This is a genomic window from Pseudophaeobacter leonis, assembly GCF_002087335.1.
Lineage (GTDB): Bacteria > Pseudomonadota > Alphaproteobacteria > Rhodobacterales > Rhodobacteraceae > Pseudophaeobacter > Pseudophaeobacter leonis.
On sequence record NZ_MWVJ01000027.1, the window covers coordinates 1 to 20551 of the forward strand.

The following is a 20551-nucleotide window of genomic DNA, read 5'->3' on the forward strand; positions in this document are numbered from 1 at the left end:
GTCGATGCCGATGGCCACTATACCTATACCAACAGGCGGCTGAGCTCGGTCTTTCCAAGTCGCCCCTCCGACATTTTGGAGATGCATATTTCCGACGCCCTTGGCCCGCAGGCCTATGGCAAGATCGAGCCGCATCTGATGGCAGCCTACCAGGGCGAAAGCCCCGTTTTTGAGTTCACCGAAGCCCATGACAGCCGCCGGATCCGGGTGGCCTTTACCCCTGACAAAAGCGGCGGAGTCTATATTTTGTCGATGGATGTCACCGAAGAAACCCAGGCCCGCGTTGCGCTGCAACAGGCGCGGCGGCGTGAAATGGCGGCGCAGATGACCTCGGGGCTGGCGCATGATTTCTCCAACCTGCTGACCATTATCCTCGGCATGCAGAGCAAGCTGGACAAAATGGAGCTGCCACCCCAGGGCCGCGAGATGGTGCGCGGCACGCTGTCGGCGGCGCGGCGCGGCGGGCGGCTGCTTAACCGGATTGCCGAAATGACCAGCCAACGCACCCTGCGCCCACAAGCCACCAATATGCATGCGCTTTTGTCCGAGCTAAAGATCCTCGCCACGCCGTCCCTGCCGCAGGGACTGGGGCTCAGCGTGCTGGACAATACTCCGGATGTGCTGCTGTTGCTGGATGCCGGTAAGCTGCAGGATGCGCTGCTCAACCTGATCCTGAACGCCCGGGACGCCTGTGGCGTCAACGGTCAGATCACCGTCAGCGCCCATGTGATGGGACAGGTCTGGCTGGAGATCAGCGTCTCTGACACCGGCCCCGGCTTCTCAGCCGACGCACTGGCGAATGCGCTCAATCCGTTTTTCACCACCAAGGGCAGCGAGGGCTCCGGCCTTGGGCTGCCCATGGTCTATGATATGGCAAAATCCGCAGGCGGCGACATGCGGGTCGGCAATACGGTCTCGGGCGCCAGTGTCACGCTGCGCCTGCCCTACCGGCTGGCGCCTGACGCCAAAGGCGGCCTTGCCCTGCTGGTGGAAGACAGCGAAGAGCTGCGCGCCACCTTCCGGGATATGCTGATTGATCTTGGCTACTCGGTGGTCGAAGCCACCAGTGTTGATGAGGCCGCAGCATTGGCCGTTGATATCCCCGATATCGCACTGGTATTGTCGGATGTGCGTCTTGAGGGCGAGGCCACCGGAATTGATCTGGCGCAACGCCTGAAAGGCTCTGGTCTGCCAATGATTCTGATGACCTCGCTGCCGCCCAGTGATCCACAGTTTCGCATGGCCTTAAAGGCTGGACCGGTGCTGCAAAAAACCTTTGATGCCCAGCAACTGTCCGCCCTCATCAACCCGGAGACACCAGCATGACCGCGCCTCTTGTCACCATTCTGGACGACGAGCCGGAAATTCGCCAGATCCTCACCGATTGCCTCGAAGAGGCGGGGTTCCGCACCCAGAGCTTTGCCCGCGCCCGCGAATTTGAGGCCTCGTTAAAGCGGGTGACGCCGGATGTCTGCCTGGTGGACCTGTCGCTGCCGGACGTGGATGGGCTGACCCTGGTCCACCGGCTGGCGCTGGAACAGGGCGCCGCCGTCATCATCATCTCGGGTCGCGCACAGGTGCAGGATCGTGTCACCGGGCTGGAACTCGGCGCCGATGACTATATCACCAAACCCTTTGACCCCACCGAGGTGGTCGCCCGTATCCGGGCCCGCCTGCGCTCAGGCCCCCGCAGCCAGCCGGTCAGCGGGAATTCTGCCAGCTTTGCCGGATGGACCGCCCATTTTGACCGCTACATTCTCGAAGATGACAGCGGTGCGGAAACTCCATTCTCCCATGCCGAGGGGGAAGTCCTGCGCCTGTTCCTCGACAGCCCAAAACGCCTGATCTCACGGGCCCAGATGCAAGAAAGCCTGGGCGGCGGCGCCGGAGACAGTTTTGATCGCGCCATGGATGTGCGGGTGTCGCGCCTGCGCACCAAGCTGCGCGAAGACCCCAAAAACCCGCGACTGATCAAAACCATATACGGGGCTGGCTACATTTTTCTCGGCGATGTGAGCTGGAGCTGAGCCCTGAACTGAGCCCTGCGGTGCCGCCAAAAAGATACTGTCATCTGCCTCTTGCCGGGACGAATCGCTCGGTATAGAATCACCGCATGGCCACCTGTCTGCTCTATAGCCAAGCGCAAAGCCGCCGCTCCCGGTTTTACCGGATTGAACTGGCTCTGAACCTGTTTTCCGAGGTCTCTGTTCTGCGGGAATGGGGCATGGCGGGCAGCAATGGCCAATGCGCCATCAATATCTACGACAATCTGCGCGACGCCTCTCTGGCGGCGGACAAACACCGCAATCGCATGTTGAAACGCGGCTACGCCCGCGGCTGATCCTGCGATACGCCCCGCTTTGCCCGACGCGCAGGCCGGGTCAAACAGGGCGCATATTGGCTTTCAGGGCGCATAGTGGCTTTGCTACAAAGAGAGCGCAGCGCGGTTCAGAACCTCCAGCCCCTTTACCAGATCTGCCTCTTTGGTATCTTCGTCAAAGGCGTGGCTGATGCCGCCAATCGAGGGCACAAACAGCATCGCCGAGGGGATCACCTGCGCCACATTGGCCGCGTCATGCAGCGCTCCAGAGGGCAGATCCAGCCATTTTCCCGGCGCCAGCGCCTCGGCCGAGTCGCGCAGGGCCGCCTTCAGGCGCGCATCCATCGCGGCGGGTGCAATGCCGCCGATATCGCCCAGCTCGACCTTCACTTGCAGATCCCGTGCGATCTCACCTGCGACCTCACAAACGGTCTGTTCCATTTTGTCCAGTCGCGTCGCATCGCCATCGCGCCATTGCAGGGAAAAGACGGCGCATCCCGGCACCACCGAGGATGCATTGGGCGAAATATCTGCGTAGCCAAGGGTCCAGACCGTGGCAGCGGTGGCCAGTGCAGCAAAACGAGCATTGATCCGCTGATTGAACTCACTGAGCGCCTGAAAGGCATCTTGCCGCAGCGCCATCGGCGTGGTGCCGGCATGGTTCTGGCGTCCGAGAATTCTGATGCGCACCTCGCGGATCCCGACAATGTCACTCACGACACCGATCTGGGTGCCAGCAGCATCCATTCCAGGACCCTGTTCGATGTGCATCTCAATGAAACCATGAAACATATCATGCGGCAGGAAATCCCTGGCCCGGCCAGACATCCGGGCCCGAACGGCGCCCAAAGCCAGACCATCGTTGTCAGTCAACGTGTCTGCCTCTGCCAGCGAAATCTTCCCGGTCCACACATCCGAGCCGGTCAGAATACCAAACCGGCCCTCTTCATCCTGAAAATTCACCACCGAGATGGGTGGCCCACCGGCTTCCTTTGCCGCGCGGGCGATTTCCAGACCGGCAACAACCCCCAAAGCGCCATCCAGCCAGCCACCCTCGGGCTGGCTGTCGCTATGGGATCCGATCAACAGCGATTTTGGCCCATTGACGCCAAAAAGGTTGCCAATGGGATCAAAATGCACATCGAGATCAGCCTCAGCCATCCGCGACGCCAACCAGCGGCGGGCCGCAATATCCACAGCGGAAAAGGCCGGACGTATCACCCCTTTACCCACGCCAGATGCTCCAAAGGACCGCAAACAGTGCAAATCTTCGAGAAAACGATCGGTGTTCAGGGCCATGGTTTTACCTTTGTTTTTGGGTAGCTAGCGGGTGCCACCAGTCCTTGCGCATTCTGCGTTAACTATTTTTATTCCACGCCTTTCCTCCCTGCGCAATGGCACTCTCCACCATCCCGCCCATTTAACCATACCTGAGGCAAAATAGCACAAAACGAACAATTTCACCCCTCTTTCACGGAGACCAACATCAGGGCGCTTTCGACGCATGGAAAACTTCTGCTCGCGGCGAAACCCTCTCTTCCATGTCGCTGGCTGCTCACTTATGAAATTCACACACAGAAATGGGATGCGCCGCATGACACACATCACCCTGATCCGCCACGGGCAGGCCAACACAGAGGCTCGCGATGAAGTCAGCTATGACCGTTTGAGCGATCTTGGCCACCAGCAGGCAGCCTGGCTCGGGAGCCATCTGGAGGCCAGCGGCGCGCATCATCCCCGGATCTATTCAGGCACTCTGACCCGCCATATCGAGACCGCTTCGGGTATGGGGTACGGCCAGGTCACCCAGGATGCGCGCCTGAACGAGATGGAATATTTCACCATGGCGCAGTTGATGGAGGCGCAGTACGGGCTGGCAGTGCCGCAGGAGCGCGAGGGTTTTATTGCGCATCTGCCAAAGGTATTCAAAGCCTGGGCTGCAGGCGAGATCGACAGCCCACCCGAAAGCTGGGAGGATTTTGAGACCCGCACCCAGTCGGTTTTGTCAGAGATTTCTGACGGCGACGGGCCTGCACTGGTGGTGACCTCGGGGGGCTTTATCTCGATGGCGATGCGTCAGGCCATGGGGCTGGATACCAATGGAATGGCGCGTATGGCCCTGGCGATCATGAATACCTCGATGCACCGCCTGTTCCCTATCGGTGGTCATCTGAGCCCGGTTCTGTTCAACTCGGTCCCGCATCTGGAGACCCCCGAACGTCAATACGCACAAACACATCTGTAGGCATGCCAAAGCCCCAGCCAGGAGATCAAAATGCAGCTCTACTTTGCACCCCATACCATCTCGGTTGCTGTCGCTATCGCCCTGGAAGAGGCCGGTCTCGACTATGAGGCCATCAAGATTGATTTTGCCGCCAAAGAACAGATGAGCGAGGCCTATGCCCAGATCAATCCCAAGGGCCGGGTGCCTGCCCTGGCGATTGACGGCGGCATCCTGACCGAAGCTGGCGCCTTGCTGGAGTATATCGCCGATCTCTCCCCCGCAGCAGAGCTGCGCCCCAGTGATCCGCTGCTGCTGGCCCGGATGCGGGAAGTGATGTACTATCTCGCCTCGACAATGCATGTGAACCACGCGCATAAAATGCGCGGCAGCCGCTGGGCCAGCAAGACCTCCAGTTACAAGGATATGCAGGCACGCGTGCCCGAGACCATGACCGCGTCCTGTGCGCATATCAGCCAATTCGGGCTGCGGGGCCCCTTTGTACTGGGCGATACCGTCAGCCTGGCGGATTGCTATCTCTATGTGATCTGCACCTGGCTGAACGGCGATGGGGTTGAGCTTGCAGGTATTCCAAAAATCCAATCCTTCATGACGGCAATGGAGCAGCGCCCTTCGGTGCGCGCGGTCACTGCCAAAGGAATGCTTTAAAGGACGCGACTATGACACATCTCTGGGTACGGGCCGAACAGCGCCCCAATGAAGACCGCGTGGGCCTGACACCCGAAGGCGCCAAGGCGCTCCTGTCAGGCGGCATCAAGGTCACGGTCGAGGAGAGCGCGGTGCGTGCGATCCCTCTGCAGGGCTATATCGATGTCGGCTGCGACATTGCTGCCGAGAACTCCTGGCCTACGGCCCCTCTCGACGCCATCATCTTTGGCCTGAAGGAGCTGCCGGAAGACGGCACCCCCCTGCGCATCGCCACATCATGTTTGGCCATGCCTTTAAGGGCCAGCATTCCGGCAAAGCCCTGCTGCAGCGGTTTCAGGCCGGGGGTGGCACCCTATATGATCTGGAGTATCTGGTGGATGAAACGGGCCGACGCGTTGCCGCCTTTGGCTATTGGGCTGGCTATGCCGGGGCTGCCGTGACGCTGAAAAGCTGGTGCGCCCAGCAGAGGGGGGAAATCTGTGCGCCCGTTGGTATCTATCCTGGCAAGGATGCGCTGCTGACCGAGCTGGGGGCTGAGCTGGACGCAATCGCGGCGGCACGCCCCTCGGCCATTGTCATCGGCGCCATGGGACGCGTTGGCACTGGCGCTGCGGATCTCTGCGAGGCCATGGGTGTTGCGGTGACAAAATGGGACATGGCTGAGACCGCCAGTGGTGGCCCCTTCCCCGAGGTTTTGCAGCATGATCTGTTTCTCAACTGCATCTTTGCCCGCCCCGGAACACCTGTATTTGTGCCCAAAGAAGCCCTGACTGCAGAGCGCCGCCTGACTGCAATCGGCGATGTCGCCTGCGACCCGGACAGTGATTACAACCCGGTGCCCGTCTACAATCAGGCCACCAGCTGGGACGCCCGGGTACTGCGCGTCGCAACAGATCCCGTGATGGATGTGATGGCAATCGACAACCTGCCTTCAATCCTGCCGGTAGAAAGCTCGCAAGACTATGCCAGCCAGCTGCTCCCCTCGCTGTTGACGCTGAGCGATCTGACCGAGGGCGTCTGGGGCCGGGCCGAGGCAACATTTCGCGAATTTGTCCCCGCCTGATGGAACTTTATGTCGGATATATCGCGGCCTTTCTTGGCACCGTCTGCTGGCTGCCGCAGGCCTGGAAAGCCTGGGCCAGCCGCGACACCTCTGGCCTGTCGCTACCGTCAAATCTGTTGTTTCTGCTCACGGTTACCCTGTGGTTCTGCTACGGGCTGATGGTCGGGGACATGCCAATCATCATTGCCAATATCTGTGCCATCCTCATTGTGATCAGCATTGTGGCGGCCAAACTGCGCTATAAATAAGGGAGAACTCTCATGACAATTCATTGGTGTGGCACCGGCCTTTCGGCCATCCCCGGCCTGCGTCGCCTGCTAGAGGCCGGTCACGATGTTGCGGTCTGGAACCGCACGGCGGACAAGGCCCGCGAGGCAGTGGGCGATCTCACCTCCAACATCCATGTCTTTGACATCAACAATCTCGGTGAGATGCTCAGCCCGGCGGATGTTGTGGTCTCGATGCTGCCCGGCGACTGGCATGTGCCGCTGGCTGAACTGGCGATCTCCTAGGGGGCGCATTTTGTTTCCTCGTCTTATATCGCGCCGGAAATGCGCGCCCTCGACGACAAAGCCCGCGCCGCAGGCGTCGCGCTGGTCAACGAGGTGGGTTTGGATCCTGGCATCGACCACCTGATGGCCCATGCGCTGGGGGATGAGTAAAAAGCCTCGGAAGCCTTTGATCCCGCCAATGAGATCAGCTTTCTGTCCTATTGCGGCGGCATCCCAAAGACGCCCAACCCGTTTCGCTACCAATTCAGCTGGTCGCCGCTTGGCGTGCTAAAGGCCCTGCGCTCGCCGTCAAAATCGATCCGGGATTTCAAAGAGCTGGACGTAGCCCGTCCCTGGGACGCGATCTCGACCTTTGCTGCCCCCCTGCCCAGCCCTGAGAGCTTTGAGGTTTATCCCAACCGCGATTCACTACCCTTTATCGGTCAGTACGCGTTTGGCACGGACTGGAAAGTAAAGGAATTCGTGCGCGGCACCCTGCGTCTGAATGGCTGGACGGACGCCTGGGATGGTGTCTTTAAAGAGGTCGAAGCCCTGGAAGGCGCAGCAGGCGACGCCCGCCTCAAAGAGATGTCTGACCAGTTCTGGGACGAGAACTCCTATGACGAGGGAGAGCCTGACCGGGTGGTGCTATGCGTCGATCTGAAGGCCGAAAAAGACGGCAAACCCGTCTGGCACAAGACCTATGTGATGGATGCCTGGGGCGACGAGCGTGGCACAGCCATGGCGCGTCTGGTGTCTTTCCCGGTGTCCTTTGCCATTGAGGCCGTGATGAACGGAAAAATCGCGCCCGGTGTGCATGCTGCTCCCAGCGATCCGGCTCTGGTGCAGGACTGGATGGGCAAGATCGGCACGCTGGCACAGCATCTGGAAGTCCGCGACCGCATCGCCTGATTGCCTAGCGGATTGCCTAATTGACTGCCTAATTGATTGCCAGTCAGCCAAAACCCTGAAGGGCCTGCCAACGCGGGCCCTTTTTTGATTGCCTGTCTCAGCATCCCCCGCGCCCGACCGTCTCAGGTGCTGTTTGCACCCCTTGAAAAAAGACCCGGCCCGGTTGTGTGGTCTGCCCCCAGTGTCTGAAGGCTATGGGATGAGCAAAATCAGAAGTTTCGCAACACCAAAGGGCACCATTCTTTTCAGCCCTAGTCCTGACTGCCCTGGTTTTCTGGCCCAGAGAAAGGCATCCATCAAGGTCACCCTGACCATTAGCATTAGGCTCGATTGCTGTGCTGTATCACCTGGCGTGCTTCAGACACCTAGAAGCATGCCCGCGACCTAGCGGCCGATGACATCCCCCTCGACGCCCTGCACATCCACGCCCAATGCCTCCAAACCAGCTTCGATATTATCCGCCAGATGCGGTGTGCCAATCAGGTAATCCGCAGTCGGTGTTGTGGCTTCGCTCTTTGCCGTCGCAATGGCGTCTTGCAGCTCTTCGGCCTCGAAACTGCCGCGCCCAATCCACATAATCGCTGTGAGCTCGGCCTGTTCATCCGGACCCAGCCGCTCGATAAAGGCCCGCAATTCACCTTCCGCACGCCCCAGTTCCCGCGCCATCAGCGCGACCTGCGCCACCCTGCGTGTTGAGATCTCTAGCATTGTTTCTCTCCTTCTGTTCGCCGCTTGCCACCATCAGACAGCAGCACTGGGTCAGCGTCTTTGATCTGAGGCAAGAAAAAACCTCTGTGCCGCATCAGAGCCCCTGAGGGTCCACAAGCTCCCGCCCGAAGATTTCGAGCCCACTGCTGCGCCCGCGCAGATGCACCGGCGGCAGCCCAGCCCAACCCTCGCGCGCGGGCTCTGCTGCCGCAGCCTTCAGCACCGCCGCCGAGGCAATGACCCCGGCACCGGCCGTTTTGGTCAGCTCTTCCAGTCGCGCCGAGGTATTCACAGTATCGCCAAAAACCGAATACTCCAAACGCTCGGCATCTCCGACCACGCCGGAAAAGACCTCACCAAAGTGCAAGCCAATGCCAACCCGGACCGGATCCAGCCCCATGGCCCGCCGCGCGTCTCCCCAGTCCTGCAGCTCACGCAGCAGGGCATCAACACAGCTCAGAGCCTGACGGGCTGCGTTTTCCTCTTCAAACAGGATCATCGCCGCATCGCCAATAAACTTGTCAATCATGCCACCATGATCTGCGACTGCCAGATGCACCCGCCTGCGAAATTCGCTTATATAGGCGCCAACCTCTTCCGGCGCGCGCCCCTCAGACCAATTGGTAAAGCCGCGAATATCCACAAACATCACTGCCATCTCATGCTGTTTTCCCCGGCGCAGCTCGCTCAGCCCGCCATCGGCCAGTCGGTCTGCCATCTGCGCCGGCAGATACCGGGTCAGATTGGCACGCGCCTGCGCGTCCTCGATGGAGTTGTGCAGCAACTTGCGCGTCCGGTATGCGGCGGCGATCAGAACAACACCACCCAAAGCAATCATGGTCACGCGCACGACATTCGGCGGCAACATGACCATATCCTTTACCCGATCGGCAATATGAGGCGTAATCGCCTCCGGCTGCCACAGCATCAGATAGCCGAGGCCCGCCACCGTCAGAGCGACACAATAGGCCTGCAGGTAGGGGTTAAAGCGCAGTACTGAAAACGCGAGGATTACCGGCACCAGCCAGGTGGGCGGCAAAAGAAACGTAAGCTCTCCCGGCAGCCCGGTATTGATCAGCCCCGCCCAGGTGTTGGCCAGCATGAACAAACAATCCAACGTGACCGCAGGCCAGACCATCCAACTGCGAAACCGCCCTGATGTCGCCAGCCAAAGGGCCAGCCCCCCCAACAGAAAATAAGACACCAGGGTACAAAGGGCCAAAATCCACTGCACCCGGAGATAGGGCAGCGTCTGCACCTCCTGACCTTTTACCGCAAAGAGAAAAGCAAACAGCAGGCACAGCGCCACGCCGATCCGCAGCACGGCCACCAGCCGCTCGACTTCGACCTCGGCTTTGCGCAGCAAAGCACTGTCCAGTGCGTTTTGCCTCATGTCTCTTTTGCCTCCAGCGGCACAACATGGACCGTCCGCTCTGGGGCGATGTCTTCAAAATCAAAACTGTCCAGCCGTTGCGCGCGGCTCCCTGCCTTTTCGGCACTGAGCTTGATCTCCGCGATATCCTTGATCGCCAGGCCAAAATGACGATCCAGATTGCCCACCCGGTCCCCCAACCGCGCCACATCGCGGTGCAAATGCCCCAGTTCAGCGCGAATGGCCCCGGCCTGCTCGCGCATGCGCGCGTCTTTAAGAATAGCCCGCATGGTGTTCAGCGTCGCCATGCAGGTGGTGGGCGAGACAATCCAGACCTTGGCGGCAAACCCCTCACGCACCAGGGCGGTGAAATTGGCGTGCAGCTCGGCATAGACCGCCTCGGACGGCAGGAACATCAGGGCTCCCTCGGCGGTCTCGCCTTCAATGATGTATTTCTCCGAGATCGCGCTGATATGCGCCCGCAGTGCCGCCTTCATCTGCCGGATCGCATAGGCTTTTTCGTCGCGCGTCTCGGCCCGGTGCAGCGCCTCATAGGGTTCCAGCGGAAATTTGGAATCGATCACGATCGGACCGGGCGGGTTGGGCAGGTGCACCAGGCAGTCGGCCCGCTTGCCGTTGCTCAGGGTGGCCTGCATCGTGTAGCTGCCCGCCGGCAGCGCCTTGGACACGATATCATTCAGCTGGATCTCGCCAAAAGCCCCACGAGTCTGTTTGTTCGACAGGATATCCTGCAGCGACAGCACATCCCCCGAGAGTTTGGTGATATTGTCCTGCGCCTTGTCGATCACCGCCCGACGTTCCTGCAGCTGGGTGAGCGAGGTCACCGTGCGTTTGCTGCAGCCATTCAGGCTTTCGTGCATGCGTTCCTGCATCTCCGCCATCGCCTGCGCCTGACGCCGCGCGTTGTCAGCCAGCCGGTCATTCATGTGCTGCTGAACATCCGTCAGGCGGGCCTCAACGGTCTGCACCATCTGCACCTGCGCCGTCGCCTGGGTGTCCGAAACACGCTGCAAGCCACCGCGCAGCTGCTGCACCGACTGTCCCAACTGAGTGATCTGCTGGCTCAGTGGCACCATGGCCCGCGCCACACGTCCCGAAGCCCGGAGCGACAGTACCAGCAAAACAAACAAAACCCCGGCAAATCCGGCCGCCAACAAGATCAGTGCCCCGATCTCATTCATTGCCTCTACAGCCGCGCCCATGCCCTCCATCAACTCCGCCCAAACAGCCGCTCAATATCGGCAAGCTTCAGCTCCACATAGGTGGGGCGGCCATGGTTGCACTGGCCGGAATGCGGCGTCGCCTCCATTTCGCGCAGCAGCGCGTTCATCTCTGCGCCGCGCATCCGGCGCCCCGACCGGATCGAGCCATGACAGGCCACCCGGCTCAGAATCGCTTCCAGCCGCGCCTGCACCAGCTGGCTTTCGCCCTGATCATCCAGCTCATCCAGAATGTCTTTTACCATGGCCTCGGCATTCACTTCTCCCAGCAGCGCAGGTGTTTCACGCACCGCCAGGGCATTTCCGCCGAAAGCCTCAATCCCAAGGCCGAATTTTCTCAGCTCCTCGGCATGGGCCAGGATGCGGGCGCAGTCATTGCTGCCCAGCTCAACAATTTCCGGGATCAGCAGCGCCTGCGCCGCGACACCGTTCTGCGCCATCTGGTTCTTCAGCTTTTCATAGACCAGACGTTCATGGGCCGCATGCTGGTCGACAATGACCATGCCGTCCCGGGTCTGGGCGATGATGTAGTTTTCATGCACCTGCCCGCGTGCCGCCCCCAATGGCAACTGCTCGGCCCCGGTCGCGGGGCTCTCGGGCGCATCCGGCGTCGGCCCCGGGGCCTCAGTCACCCGCCCACTGTACTCTCCCTGCAGCTCGGCAAACCCTGCGGTGGCGGGTGGTGGCGGCGCGGGCACAAAATCCGGGCGCTGCCCGGCATAAGAGGCCGTTCTGGCCCCCAAAGACGCACGATCCATCTGATAAACGCGAGGCGCGCCACTGGCAGTGGCCACTTCGGGGCGCATAGCCCCCCAGTGTGGCGCCTGCAACGGTGGTTGAGGCGCGATGGCCTGCTTCCGCCAGCGCGTGGCGCAGGGCCGAGACAATCAGCCCGCGCGCAAGACCCGGATCGCGAAAGCGCACTTCGGATTTGGCCGGGTGTACGTTCACATCCACCAGGGTTGGGTCACAATCAACGAACAGCGCGGCCGCAGGGTGCCGGTCGCGGCTGAGAAAGTCAAAATAGGCACCGCGCAGCGCACCGGTCAGCATCTTGTCCTTCACGGGTCGGCTGTTCACAAACAGAAACTGCGCCACCGCAGCGCCACGGGAATAGGTCGGCAGGGCGGCATAGCCAAACAGGCGAATGCCGTCGCGGGTAGCATCAATGCGCAGGGCGTTTTCAGCAAACTCGCGCCCCAGTACCGCGGCAAGACGCCCATGCAGCGCGTCAAACAGATCGCCCGTCAGCGGATCCGCCCGAAAGGTCACCCGGCCTTCGCCACCGCCCGAAACATCCCGCAAGGTAAAACCAACCGAGGGCTCGGCCATGGCCAGGCGTTTGACCACATCATTTATCGCCTGCGATTCCGCCCGGTCTGTGCGCATGAATTTCAACCGCGCCGGGGTGGCATAAAACAGATCACTCAGCTCAACGATGGTGCCCGCCCGCAGACCGGCAGGGCGCACCGGATCCATCTTACCGCCCGAGACCCTGATCTGCGCCGCCTCATGGCCTGCAGCCCGGCTGGTGATGGTCAGACGGCCCACCGCGCCCAGACTGGGCAGGGCCTCGCCGCGAAAGCCAAAGGTATGGATATTGAGCAGGTCTGAGCCGTCAATCTTTGAGGTGGCATGGCGCGACAGCGCCAGCGGCAGATCTTCGGGAGTCATGCCACAGCCATCATCCGTCACCCGGATCGGGGTTTTGCCGCCTTCGGCAATCTCGATGGTGATCCGCTGGGCGCCGGCATCAATCGCGTTTTCCACCAGTTCCTTCACCGCCGAGGCCGGGCGTTCCACCACCTCACCTGCGGCAATCCGGTTGATGGCGCTGTCGTCCAGCTGGCGAATGGTTGGGCGATGCGTATCGCCGATATTGGGGTCTTGGCTGCTCATACCGCTAAATTTAGCAGCTTCATCCGATTCTGCCATGGCATTTCGAACAAGAGGGGAACAAAGTTCACAGCAGCTATACTAGCACTAGCCCCCGTGGTCAGAGCAACAGCTCGTCAGACACCTGCCGGCGCACCTGCGCGGCTGCGACAGGGGCCAAATTTGGCAGCACCTGCCAGGATCAGGCCCGAAACCGTGGCGATCATGCCCGCCGCGCTGACGGCATCAGAAGCCCCAAGCCATATTGGCCCATAGCCGCCCAGGACATAGCCCAGCACCGCCGAGAGCACGGCAAAAAGCACGCTCCAGCCCAGTTGCCCTTCCAGCCGGTTGGTCATCATCCGCGCCGCCGCAGGCGGGCAGATGAACATGGCAAGAACAATGATCGAGCCCACCGCATCAAAGGCCGCCACCGCCGCCACCGCGGCCGTAATCACCAACCCGAGCCCCAGCAAATTGGTGCGAATGCCCATGGTGCGGGCAAAGCCCTCATCAACGGAGAAATCTTCAACGGGCGCCAGAACAAGGCAATAAACAGGCACACCGCAACAAGCGTCAGCGCCATACGCGGCAGCTCTACCGGCACATACCGCAGTGCTTCGCTGTCCATGAGCGAAGACCAGCCGGTGGCATCCAGCCAGATCAGGCTTTCGAGATTGCCATAAAGCGCATGCTCCACATCCAGATGCACCGCCGAGGTGTCGGACTGCTCGAGCAACAGCACCCCAAGGGCAAACATGGTGGTAAAGACCACCCCCATGGCAGCGCCCGGCTCGATCCGGCCCAGACGGCGGATCGCCTCGATCAGCACCACGGCAACAACAGCCGCACCGGCCGCGCCCAGCATCATGGGCCAGGCGGAAATCGCCCCCGTCAACAGAAAGGCCACGACAATCCCCGGCAAGACCACATGGCTTATGGCATCGCCAATCAGCGCCTGGCGCCGCAGCAGCAGAAAGTTGCCCGGCAGGGCGCAGGCCACGGCGGCAAAAATACCAATCAGCATCGGCGTCAGGGACAGGGGGACAAATTCTTCACCGCTCATGACAGCACCTCGCCCGGGCCATCAATACGACCATCAATACGACCACCAATACGGCGGTCAATGTCCAGAATCTGGTCCTGCGTCAGAACCGTTTCAATATCGCGTAGCCCATCATAGAGCGCGGCTGCCGCCTCATGCGCCATATCCGCGCGCACCACCTCCCAGCGTTTTTCATCGCGCAGCGCTTTTGCTGCGCGGGCGCGGCCCCTGGTGGTTGCCACACCGTCCGCGCGCACCAGCCCGGCGCGGCGCAACAGGCGCAAGGTGAGGCCCTCGTAGATCGCCTGTCCCTGTGCCAGCGCCAGCAGACCCTGCCGCAGATGCACCCGGCGCTGGAACCGCAAATGCCGCAGCACCGCAGCCAGCACGCCACGGTTTGGCGCCAGAAACAACGAGAGCGCAAAGAAGGCAAAGCTCACCAGAACAATGATCGGCCCGGTTGGCAGATTGGGCGCCGCCGCCGACAAGGCCGCGCCAATATAGGCCGCCACGCCGCCAAACAGCCCGGCCAAAAGCACCACCTGATCGGATCTTTCGGTCCAGAACCGCGCGGTCACGGCAGGAATGATCAGCAGTGCCACAATCAGGATCAGACCAACGATTTTCAGCCCCACAACGGTCACCGCCATCACCAGCCCCATCATCAGCAGATCAATGCGCTCAACCGGCAGGCCACGCGCCGCAGCATACTCGGGATCAAACGCCACCAATGTCATGGGCCGCCGGGTCAGCAACACCAAAAGCAGCGTCACAGCACCACCTGCGGCAATCACCAGCGCATCGCTATAGAGCATGCCCGCAGTGGAGCCGAGCAAAAAGCCCTCAAGCCCGGCCTGTCGGCCAACACCCAGCGTCTGGATCACCGTCAACAGCACCATGCCAAAGCCAAAGAACACCGAGAGCACCGCGCCAATAGCCGCGTCTTCGGCCAGACGCGTGTTGCGGGTCAGCCAGTTCATGCACCAAAGACCAAGGCCGGCCGAGACGGCCGAGCCCAGCAACAGCCCCGCCAGATTGCGGCCATCGCCGCCAAGAAACGCCATCAGCAAAAAGGCGATGCAGACGCCGGGCAGCGTGGCATGGCTCACTGCGTCCGAAACCAGCGCCCGTTTGCGCAGAAACAAAAAGGTGCCGGTAATGCCAGCGGCCGTGCCCAAAAGGGCTGCGCCAATGGCAACCAGCGTCGCATTGTAGCCAAGCTGCAGCAAAAGTGCGTCCAAGAGCATGTGCCGTTCCTTTAGCCTTGGGTCAGGTGATCGAGCTGAGTGGTGGCAAGGCGTCCGCCATAGGCCGCCTGCAGGGTTGCTTCGGTAAAGGCCTGCGCCACCGGGCCTTCGGCGACACGGCGCGTGTTGATCAGGAAAACATTGTCGAAATAGTCCACCACGGTGGCCAGATCGTGATGCACCACGACCACGGTCTTGCCCGCTTCGCGCAGGGATTTCAGCACCGAGATAATGGCCTTCTCCGTCGCCGCATCGACCCCGGCAAAGGGTTCATCCAGCAGATACAGGTCAGCCTCCTGGGCCAGCGCCCGCGCCAGAAACACCCGCTGTTGCTGCCCGCCTGAGAGCTGACCAATCTGGCGGCTGGCAAAATCAGCCATGCCAACCCGCTCCAGACAGCTCAGCGCCTTGGCGCGGTGGCTGGCCTTGGTCCGCCCCAACAGGCCCAGCTCACGGTAGAGGCCCATCAGCACCACGTCGATCACCCGCGTGGGAAAGTCCCAGTCGACACTGGCGCGCTGCGGCACATAGGCAATGCGGGCGCGTTGCTCTGCAAGAGGGCGACCAAAGATCGTCCCCCGGCCGGACACCGGAGCCACGATACCCAAAGCCGCCTTTAGCAAGGTGGATTTACCGGCACCATTGGGCCCAATGATTGCCGTCATCTGGCCCGGCTCTACCGTCATATCAACGGAAAACACCGCCGGCTTCTCGCCATAGCTGACCGTGAGACCACGAATTGCCAGAGGGCTTTGCGCGGCGAGGGCCTCCTGACCCTGCAGCATCTCGCGGCTGACATCCCTGTCAGATTTTGCAAGTCCAACTGTCATCTTCAAAGCCCCGCCGAGAGTTTGCCATCCATGCCGCGCGCAGGCACATCAGCGCCCAACGCATTGGCGATAGTGGTGATATTGTGGTCCAGCATCCCAAGGTAGGTGCCCTCGTAGGTGCCTTCGGATCCCATCGCATCCGAGAACAGCTCACCGCCAACAGCGACCTGATGGCCTCGGGCTGCTGCGCCTTCGATCAGTGCGCGCATCGAGCGGTCCGAGACCGAGCTTTCAACAAACACCGCTGTGATACCACGTGCCACCAGCAGGTTGACCAGCTCACCGATCCGGTTCAGGCTGGCCTGAGACTGGGTAGAGATCCCCTGAACGCCCAAAACCTCAAACCCGTAGTCCCGGCCAAAATAGCCAAAGGCATCATGCGCCGTCAGCAAAACACGGTTGCTGTCTGGCCCCTGGACAGGGCGTCATCTCCATAGGCGACAAGGCGATCCAAATCAGCCAGATGCGCCGTGGTATTGGCAGCAAACAGCTCAGCAGAGTCGGGACGTGCATCACTGAGGGCTTTTTGCACCTGCACCACCACCAGCTTCCACATTGCAGGCGTCATCCAGACGTGGGGGTCGAATTTGTCGGCATAATCATCATGACCGCGCAACAGCTCCTTTGGCAGCCCTTCGGCCACCGCCACCACCGTGCGCTTGCGCTCCAGATCATGAAAGAAGGACTGCATCTGCGCCTCAAGATAGAGACCATGCCAAAGCACAAGATCAGCCCGGGTCATTGCCACAATGTCAGACCGGGTTTGACGGTAGGAATGCGGGTCTACCCCCGGCCCCATCAGCGCTATCACCCCGACCGCACAGCCGCCGATCTGGCGCACCGCATCGGCGATCATTCCCGTGGTGGCGACCACCCGCAACGGCGCCTCAGCCTGGGCGCGCGTAACAGCCAAAGGGGCCGCAAAGAACATCATCAACACCAGTAGAGCCAAGTTTTTAAACCGCATGGGCCGGAGCCTCCTTTATTCACGTCTCACGCTGAATATGAGAACCATTCGCAAGACAGTCAATGCTATTGCGACTTATTCGCAAAAAAGCACGTCGTTTTTGTCCAAAGAGTCAAATTTGCCGCCAGCAAACCCCGGTTTACTTGCCAATATGCCGCACCCGTGCGACTTTCGCGCAGAACTCTGTTGAGGATCCCCGGAATGGAAAGCCAAACCTTGGAACACACGACTCCCCTGGCGCTGGCACAAGAGCCACGCAACCCTGGCATGGCGCTCGACCTTGACTGGGTCGCAACTGTGCAGGCCAATACCTCCGCGATCGAGCGGCGCTGCGCCACTCTGTCGGCACGGCGCAGCGTTAAAAAGGACTATCAGGCGGCCTGGTTGCTAAAGGCTGTGACCTGCATCGACCTCACCACCCTGTCCGGTGATGACACCGAAGAGCGGGTGCGGCGGCTTTGCGCCAAGGCACGTCAGCCCATTCGCGGCGACATCATGCAGGCGCTCGACATGCCGCCGATCACCACCGGCGCGATCTGCGTCTACCACGAAATGATCGCCGCCGCCGTTGCCGCCCTGAAAGGCACCGGTATTCCCGTCGCTGCGGTCTCAACCGGGTTTCCCGCCGGGCTGTCGCCGTTTCATCTGCGGGTCGCCGAGATCGGGGAAAGCGTCAAGGCTGGTGCCAAAGAGATCGACATCGTGATCTCGCGCCGCCATGTGCTGTCCGGCAACTGGCAGGCGCTCTATGACGAGATGAAGGCCTTTCGCGCCGCCTGTGGGGACGCCCACGTCAAGGCGCTCCTGGCCACCGGAGAGCTGGGAAGCCTGCGCAATGTGGCCCGCGCCTCGCTGATCTGCATGATGGCGGGTGCCGATTTCATCAAGACCTCCACCGGCAAGGAGAGCGTCAACGCCACCCTGCCCGTCAGTCTGGTGATGATCCGTGCCATTCGCGACTATTAGGAGCGCACCGGCTTTCGGGTTGGCTATAAGCCCGCCGGCGGCATCTCAAAGGCCAAAGACGCGCTGGTCTACCTCTCTCTTATCAAAGAAGAGCTGGGCGACCGCTGGTTGCAGCCAGATCTGTTCCGCTTTGGCGCCTCCTCGTTGTTGAACGACATCGAGCGCCAGCTGGAGCATCACGTCACCGGAGCCTACTCCGCAAGCTACCGCCACGCGTCGGCCTGAAGGACGATCAGACATGACTATCAAAGAGAAATTTGACACCATGAACTATGGACCTGCACCCGAAAGCGCCGCCGAGGCGCTGGCCTGGCTGGTCGACCAGGGCGACCGGTTTGGCCATTTCATCAACGGCGCCTTCACGGCACCCCATGATGGATTTGACAGCAAAAACCCCGCCACGGGAGAGGTGCTGGCGACGCTCAGCCAGGCCTCGCAGGCCGATGTCGATGCTGCAGTCGAGGCCGCCCGCCGGGCGAAACCCAAATGGGAAAAGCTGGTGGTCCGGGGCGTGCCCGCGTGCTTTATGCCATTGCCCGCCTGCTGCAAAAGCATTCCCGCCTGTTCGCCGTGCTTGAAACGCTGGACAACGGCAAACCGATCCGCGAAAGCCGCGATATTGATATCCCGCTGGCGCAACGGCATTTCTATTATCACGCCGGTATGGCCCAGCTGATGGAGAGCGAGCTGCCTGAGGCCGAGGCTCTGGGCGTTTGCGGCCAGATCATCCCCTGGAACTTTCCGCTGCTGATGCTGGCCTGGAAAGTGGCGCCAGCCCTTGCCATGGGCAATACCGTGGTGCTGAAACCGGCGGAATATACCTCGCTCACCGGCCTGCTGTTTGCCGATATCTGCCAGCAGGCCGGGGTGCCCAAAGGTGTTGTGAACATCGTCACCGGTGATGGCGCGGTTGGCGAGATGATCGTGGCGGCTGAGGTGGACAAGATCGCCTTTACCGGCTCCACCTCGGTCGGGCGGCGCATCCGCGAGGCCACGGCTGGTTCGGGCAAGGCGCTGACGCTCGAGCTGGGTGGAAAATCGCCCTATATCGTGTTTGACGATGCTGATCTGGATTCTGCGGTTGAGGGCCTGGTGGATGCCATCTGGTTCAATCAGGGTCAGGTCTGCTGCGCCGGCTCGCGCCTGTTGGTGCAAGAAGGCATTGCCGAGCGATTCTACGCCAAACTGAAGGCCCGCATGGACAAGCTGCGCCTTGGCAGCCCGTTGGACAAATCCATCGACATCGGGGCAATGGTCGACCCGGTACAGCTGGAAACCGTGTCAGCCATGGTCGCCGCAAACGAGGCTGGTGAGACCTATCAGCCCAGCCTGCGCCTGCCGCAACAGGGCTGCTATTACCCGCCAACCCTGATCCAGGGGCTGGCGCCATCAGACCCTCTGATGCAGGAAGAAATCTTTGGCCCGGTGCTGGTCTCCTGCACCTGCCGCAGCCCGGCCGAGGCCGTGGAGCTGGCAAACAACAGCCGCTACGGGCTTGCCGCCACGGTCTGGAGCGAGAACATCAATCTGGCGCTGGATCTGGCGCCAAAACTGGTGGCCGGTGTGGTCTGGATCAATGGCACCAATATGTTCGACGCCGCTGCCGGCTTTGGCGGCCTGCGCGAAAGCGGCTTTGGCCGCGAAGGCGGCTGGGAGGGCTTGAGCGCCTATACCCGCCCAAAGGGCAAAACCAAGACCCTGGCGCATATACCCGCCTTTGAAGGTAAAGCCGGCGGCCATGCAGCCGATGCGGTTGACCGCACAGCAAAGATGTATATCGGCGGCAAACAGGCGCGCCCTGACAGCGGCTATTCCAAAGCCATCTACAACAGCCACGGAGCACTTTTGGGCCATGTCGGCATTGCCAGCCGCAAAGACATCCGCAACGCGGTTGAGGCCGCAGCCGGTGCCAAAGCCTGGTCCAGAACCACTGGCCACCTGCGGGCGCAGATCCTGTACTACATCGGGGAGAACCTGTCGGCCCGCGCCGAAGAGTTTGCCCATCGTATTGATGCTATGACCGGCAAAAAGGGCGGCAAACGTGAGGTGGAACTGTCGATCGAGCGCCTGTTCACCGCCGCCGCCTGGGCCGATAAATACGACGGCCAGGCCCATGGCGTGCCCATGCGCGCTGTCGCTTTGGCGATGAAGGAACCCGTCGGGGTGATTGGTGCCTTCTGCGCTGATGAAGCGCCGCTGCTGGGGCTGGTGTCGGTGATGGCGCCTGCACTGGCGATGGGCAACCGGGTGGTGCTGGCCGCCTCAACCGCCTTCCCGCTGGCTGCCACCGACTTTTTCCAGGTGCTGGAAACCTCGGATGTGCCTGCCGGTGTCGTCAATATCCTGACCGGTGAGGCCGGGGATCTGGCGCAGCCCATGGCGGCGCATATGAATGTGGACGCGGTCTGGAGTTTCTCATCCTCGGACCTTGCAACACCCATTGAGGCGGCCTCGGCCCTCAACCTCAAGCGCACCTGGGTCAACAATGCAGCCGCCATTGACTGGAGCCTTGATCACAGCCGGGCCTTCCTGCAACAGGCAACCGAGATAAAGAATATCTGGGTTCCCTACGGGGAGTAGGCTCCAAGGGCGCAAGGGCGGGCTGGCGGGCAATGCCCTCTGTC

12 protein-coding genes and 7 pseudogenes are annotated in these 20551 nt (G+C 61.2%); 10 read left to right on the plus strand and 9 right to left on the minus strand.

Annotated elements, in window-relative coordinates; genetic code table 11:
* The 3 genes from B4968_RS07765 to B4968_RS07775 form a co-directional block, all read left to right on the plus strand.
* Positions 1 to 1326: hybrid sensor histidine kinase/response regulator (locus B4968_RS07765; protein WP_083098022.1), on the plus strand; the 1326-nt coding region annotated here is incomplete at its 5' end.
* Entirely contained in the window at positions 1323 to 2027 is a 705-nt protein-coding gene (locus B4968_RS07770; RefSeq protein WP_083098024.1) for a response regulator transcription factor, read from the plus strand. The genes B4968_RS07765 and B4968_RS07770, both read left to right, overlap by 4 nt.
* Before the next feature lie 86 nt (positions 2028 to 2113).
* Positions 2114 to 2341 carry a WGR domain-containing protein gene (locus B4968_RS07775; RefSeq protein WP_083098026.1) on the plus strand — a complete coding sequence of 76 codons (228 nt, stop codon included), beginning with the start codon at positions 2114 to 2116 and terminating at the stop codon, positions 2339 to 2341.
* 84 nt (positions 2342 to 2425) lie between these two features.
* Here the strand turns inward: B4968_RS07775 and B4968_RS07780 are convergent, their stop codons facing one another.
* Positions 2426 to 3619 (minus strand): hydantoinase/carbamoylase family amidase, encoded by a 1194-nt coding sequence (locus B4968_RS07780; RefSeq protein WP_083098027.1) that lies wholly within the window; start codon positions 3617 to 3619, stop codon positions 2426 to 2428.
* 295 nt (positions 3620 to 3914) lie between these two features.
* On the opposite strand from B4968_RS07780, the gene B4968_RS07785 reads away from it, so the two are divergent.
* The 5 genes and pseudogenes from B4968_RS07785 (at position 3915) to B4968_RS07805 (ending at position 7676) form a co-directional block, all read left to right on the plus strand.
* Positions 3915 to 4565 (plus strand): histidine phosphatase family protein, encoded by a 651-nt coding sequence (locus tag B4968_RS07785; RefSeq protein WP_083098053.1) that lies wholly within the window; start codon positions 3915 to 3917, stop codon positions 4563 to 4565.
* A 30-nt stretch (positions 4566 to 4595) separates the two neighbouring features.
* Positions 4596 to 5210 (plus strand): glutathione S-transferase family protein, encoded by a 615-nt coding sequence (locus B4968_RS07790; protein WP_083098029.1) that lies wholly within the window; start codon positions 4596 to 4598, stop codon positions 5208 to 5210.
* A gap of 11 nt (positions 5211 to 5221) precedes the next feature.
* Positions 5222 to 6273 (plus strand): annotated as a pseudogene (locus tag B4968_RS07795) (saccharopine dehydrogenase).
* Positions 6273 to 6521: a SemiSWEET family sugar transporter gene (locus tag B4968_RS07800; protein ID WP_083098031.1), complete on the plus strand. Its 249-nt coding sequence runs from the start codon at positions 6273 to 6275 to the stop codon at positions 6519 to 6521. The pseudogene B4968_RS07795 and the gene B4968_RS07800 overlap by 1 nt, the downstream one beginning before the upstream one ends.
* A gap of 12 nt (positions 6522 to 6533) precedes the next feature.
* Positions 6534 to 7676, plus strand: a pseudogene (locus B4968_RS07805) (saccharopine dehydrogenase family protein).
* 384 nt (positions 7677 to 8060) lie between these two features.
* Here the strand turns inward: B4968_RS07805 and B4968_RS07810 are convergent.
* The 8 genes and pseudogenes from B4968_RS07810 to B4968_RS07845 form a co-directional block, all read right to left on the minus strand.
* Positions 8061 to 8384 carry a DUF3775 domain-containing protein gene (locus tag B4968_RS07810; RefSeq protein WP_083098033.1) on the minus strand — a complete coding sequence of 108 codons (324 nt, stop codon included), beginning with the start codon at positions 8382 to 8384 and terminating at the stop codon, positions 8061 to 8063.
* 94 nt (positions 8385 to 8478) lie between these two features.
* Positions 8479 to 9777, minus strand: a complete 1299-nt coding sequence (locus B4968_RS07815) for an adenylate/guanylate cyclase domain-containing protein (RefSeq protein ID WP_083098035.1) — start codon at positions 9775 to 9777, stop codon at positions 8479 to 8481.
* Positions 9774 to 10988 carry a DNA recombination protein RmuC gene (locus tag B4968_RS07820; RefSeq protein ID WP_083098037.1) on the minus strand — a complete coding sequence of 405 codons (1215 nt, stop codon included), beginning with the start codon at positions 10986 to 10988 and terminating at the stop codon, positions 9774 to 9776. Before B4968_RS07820 ends, B4968_RS07815 begins: the two co-directional genes overlap by 4 nt.
* Positions 10988 to 12896, minus strand: a pseudogene (gene mutL, locus B4968_RS07825) (DNA mismatch repair endonuclease MutL). Before mutL ends, B4968_RS07820 begins: the two are co-directional and overlap by 1 nt.
* 113 nt (positions 12897 to 13009) lie before the next feature.
* Positions 13010 to 13938: pseudogene (locus B4968_RS07830) on the minus strand (metal ABC transporter permease).
* Positions 13935 to 15164 carry a metal ABC transporter permease gene (locus tag B4968_RS07835; RefSeq protein WP_083098039.1) on the minus strand — a complete coding sequence of 410 codons (1230 nt, stop codon included), beginning with the start codon at positions 15162 to 15164 and terminating at the stop codon, positions 13935 to 13937. The pseudogene B4968_RS07830 and the gene B4968_RS07835 overlap by 4 nt, the downstream one beginning before the upstream one ends.
* 11 nt (positions 15165 to 15175) lie before the next feature.
* Positions 15176 to 15949, minus strand: coding sequence for a metal ABC transporter ATP-binding protein (locus B4968_RS07840; protein ID WP_162843565.1), 774 nt, complete (start codon positions 15947 to 15949; stop codon positions 15176 to 15178).
* Between the two features lie 47 nt (positions 15950 to 15996).
* A pseudogene (locus B4968_RS07845) lies at positions 15997 to 16961 on the minus strand (metal ABC transporter solute-binding protein, Zn/Mn family).
* A gap of 201 nt (positions 16962 to 17162) precedes the next feature.
* Between B4968_RS07845 and deoC the strand changes: the two are divergent.
* Together deoC and B4968_RS07855 are read left to right on the plus strand one after the other, a co-directional pair.
* Positions 17163 to 18152: pseudogene (deoC, locus tag B4968_RS07850) on the plus strand (deoxyribose-phosphate aldolase).
* Between the two features lie 13 nt (positions 18153 to 18165).
* Positions 18166 to 20507: pseudogene (locus B4968_RS07855) on the plus strand (aldehyde dehydrogenase family protein).
* Positions 20508 to 20551: the final 44 nt, after the last annotated feature.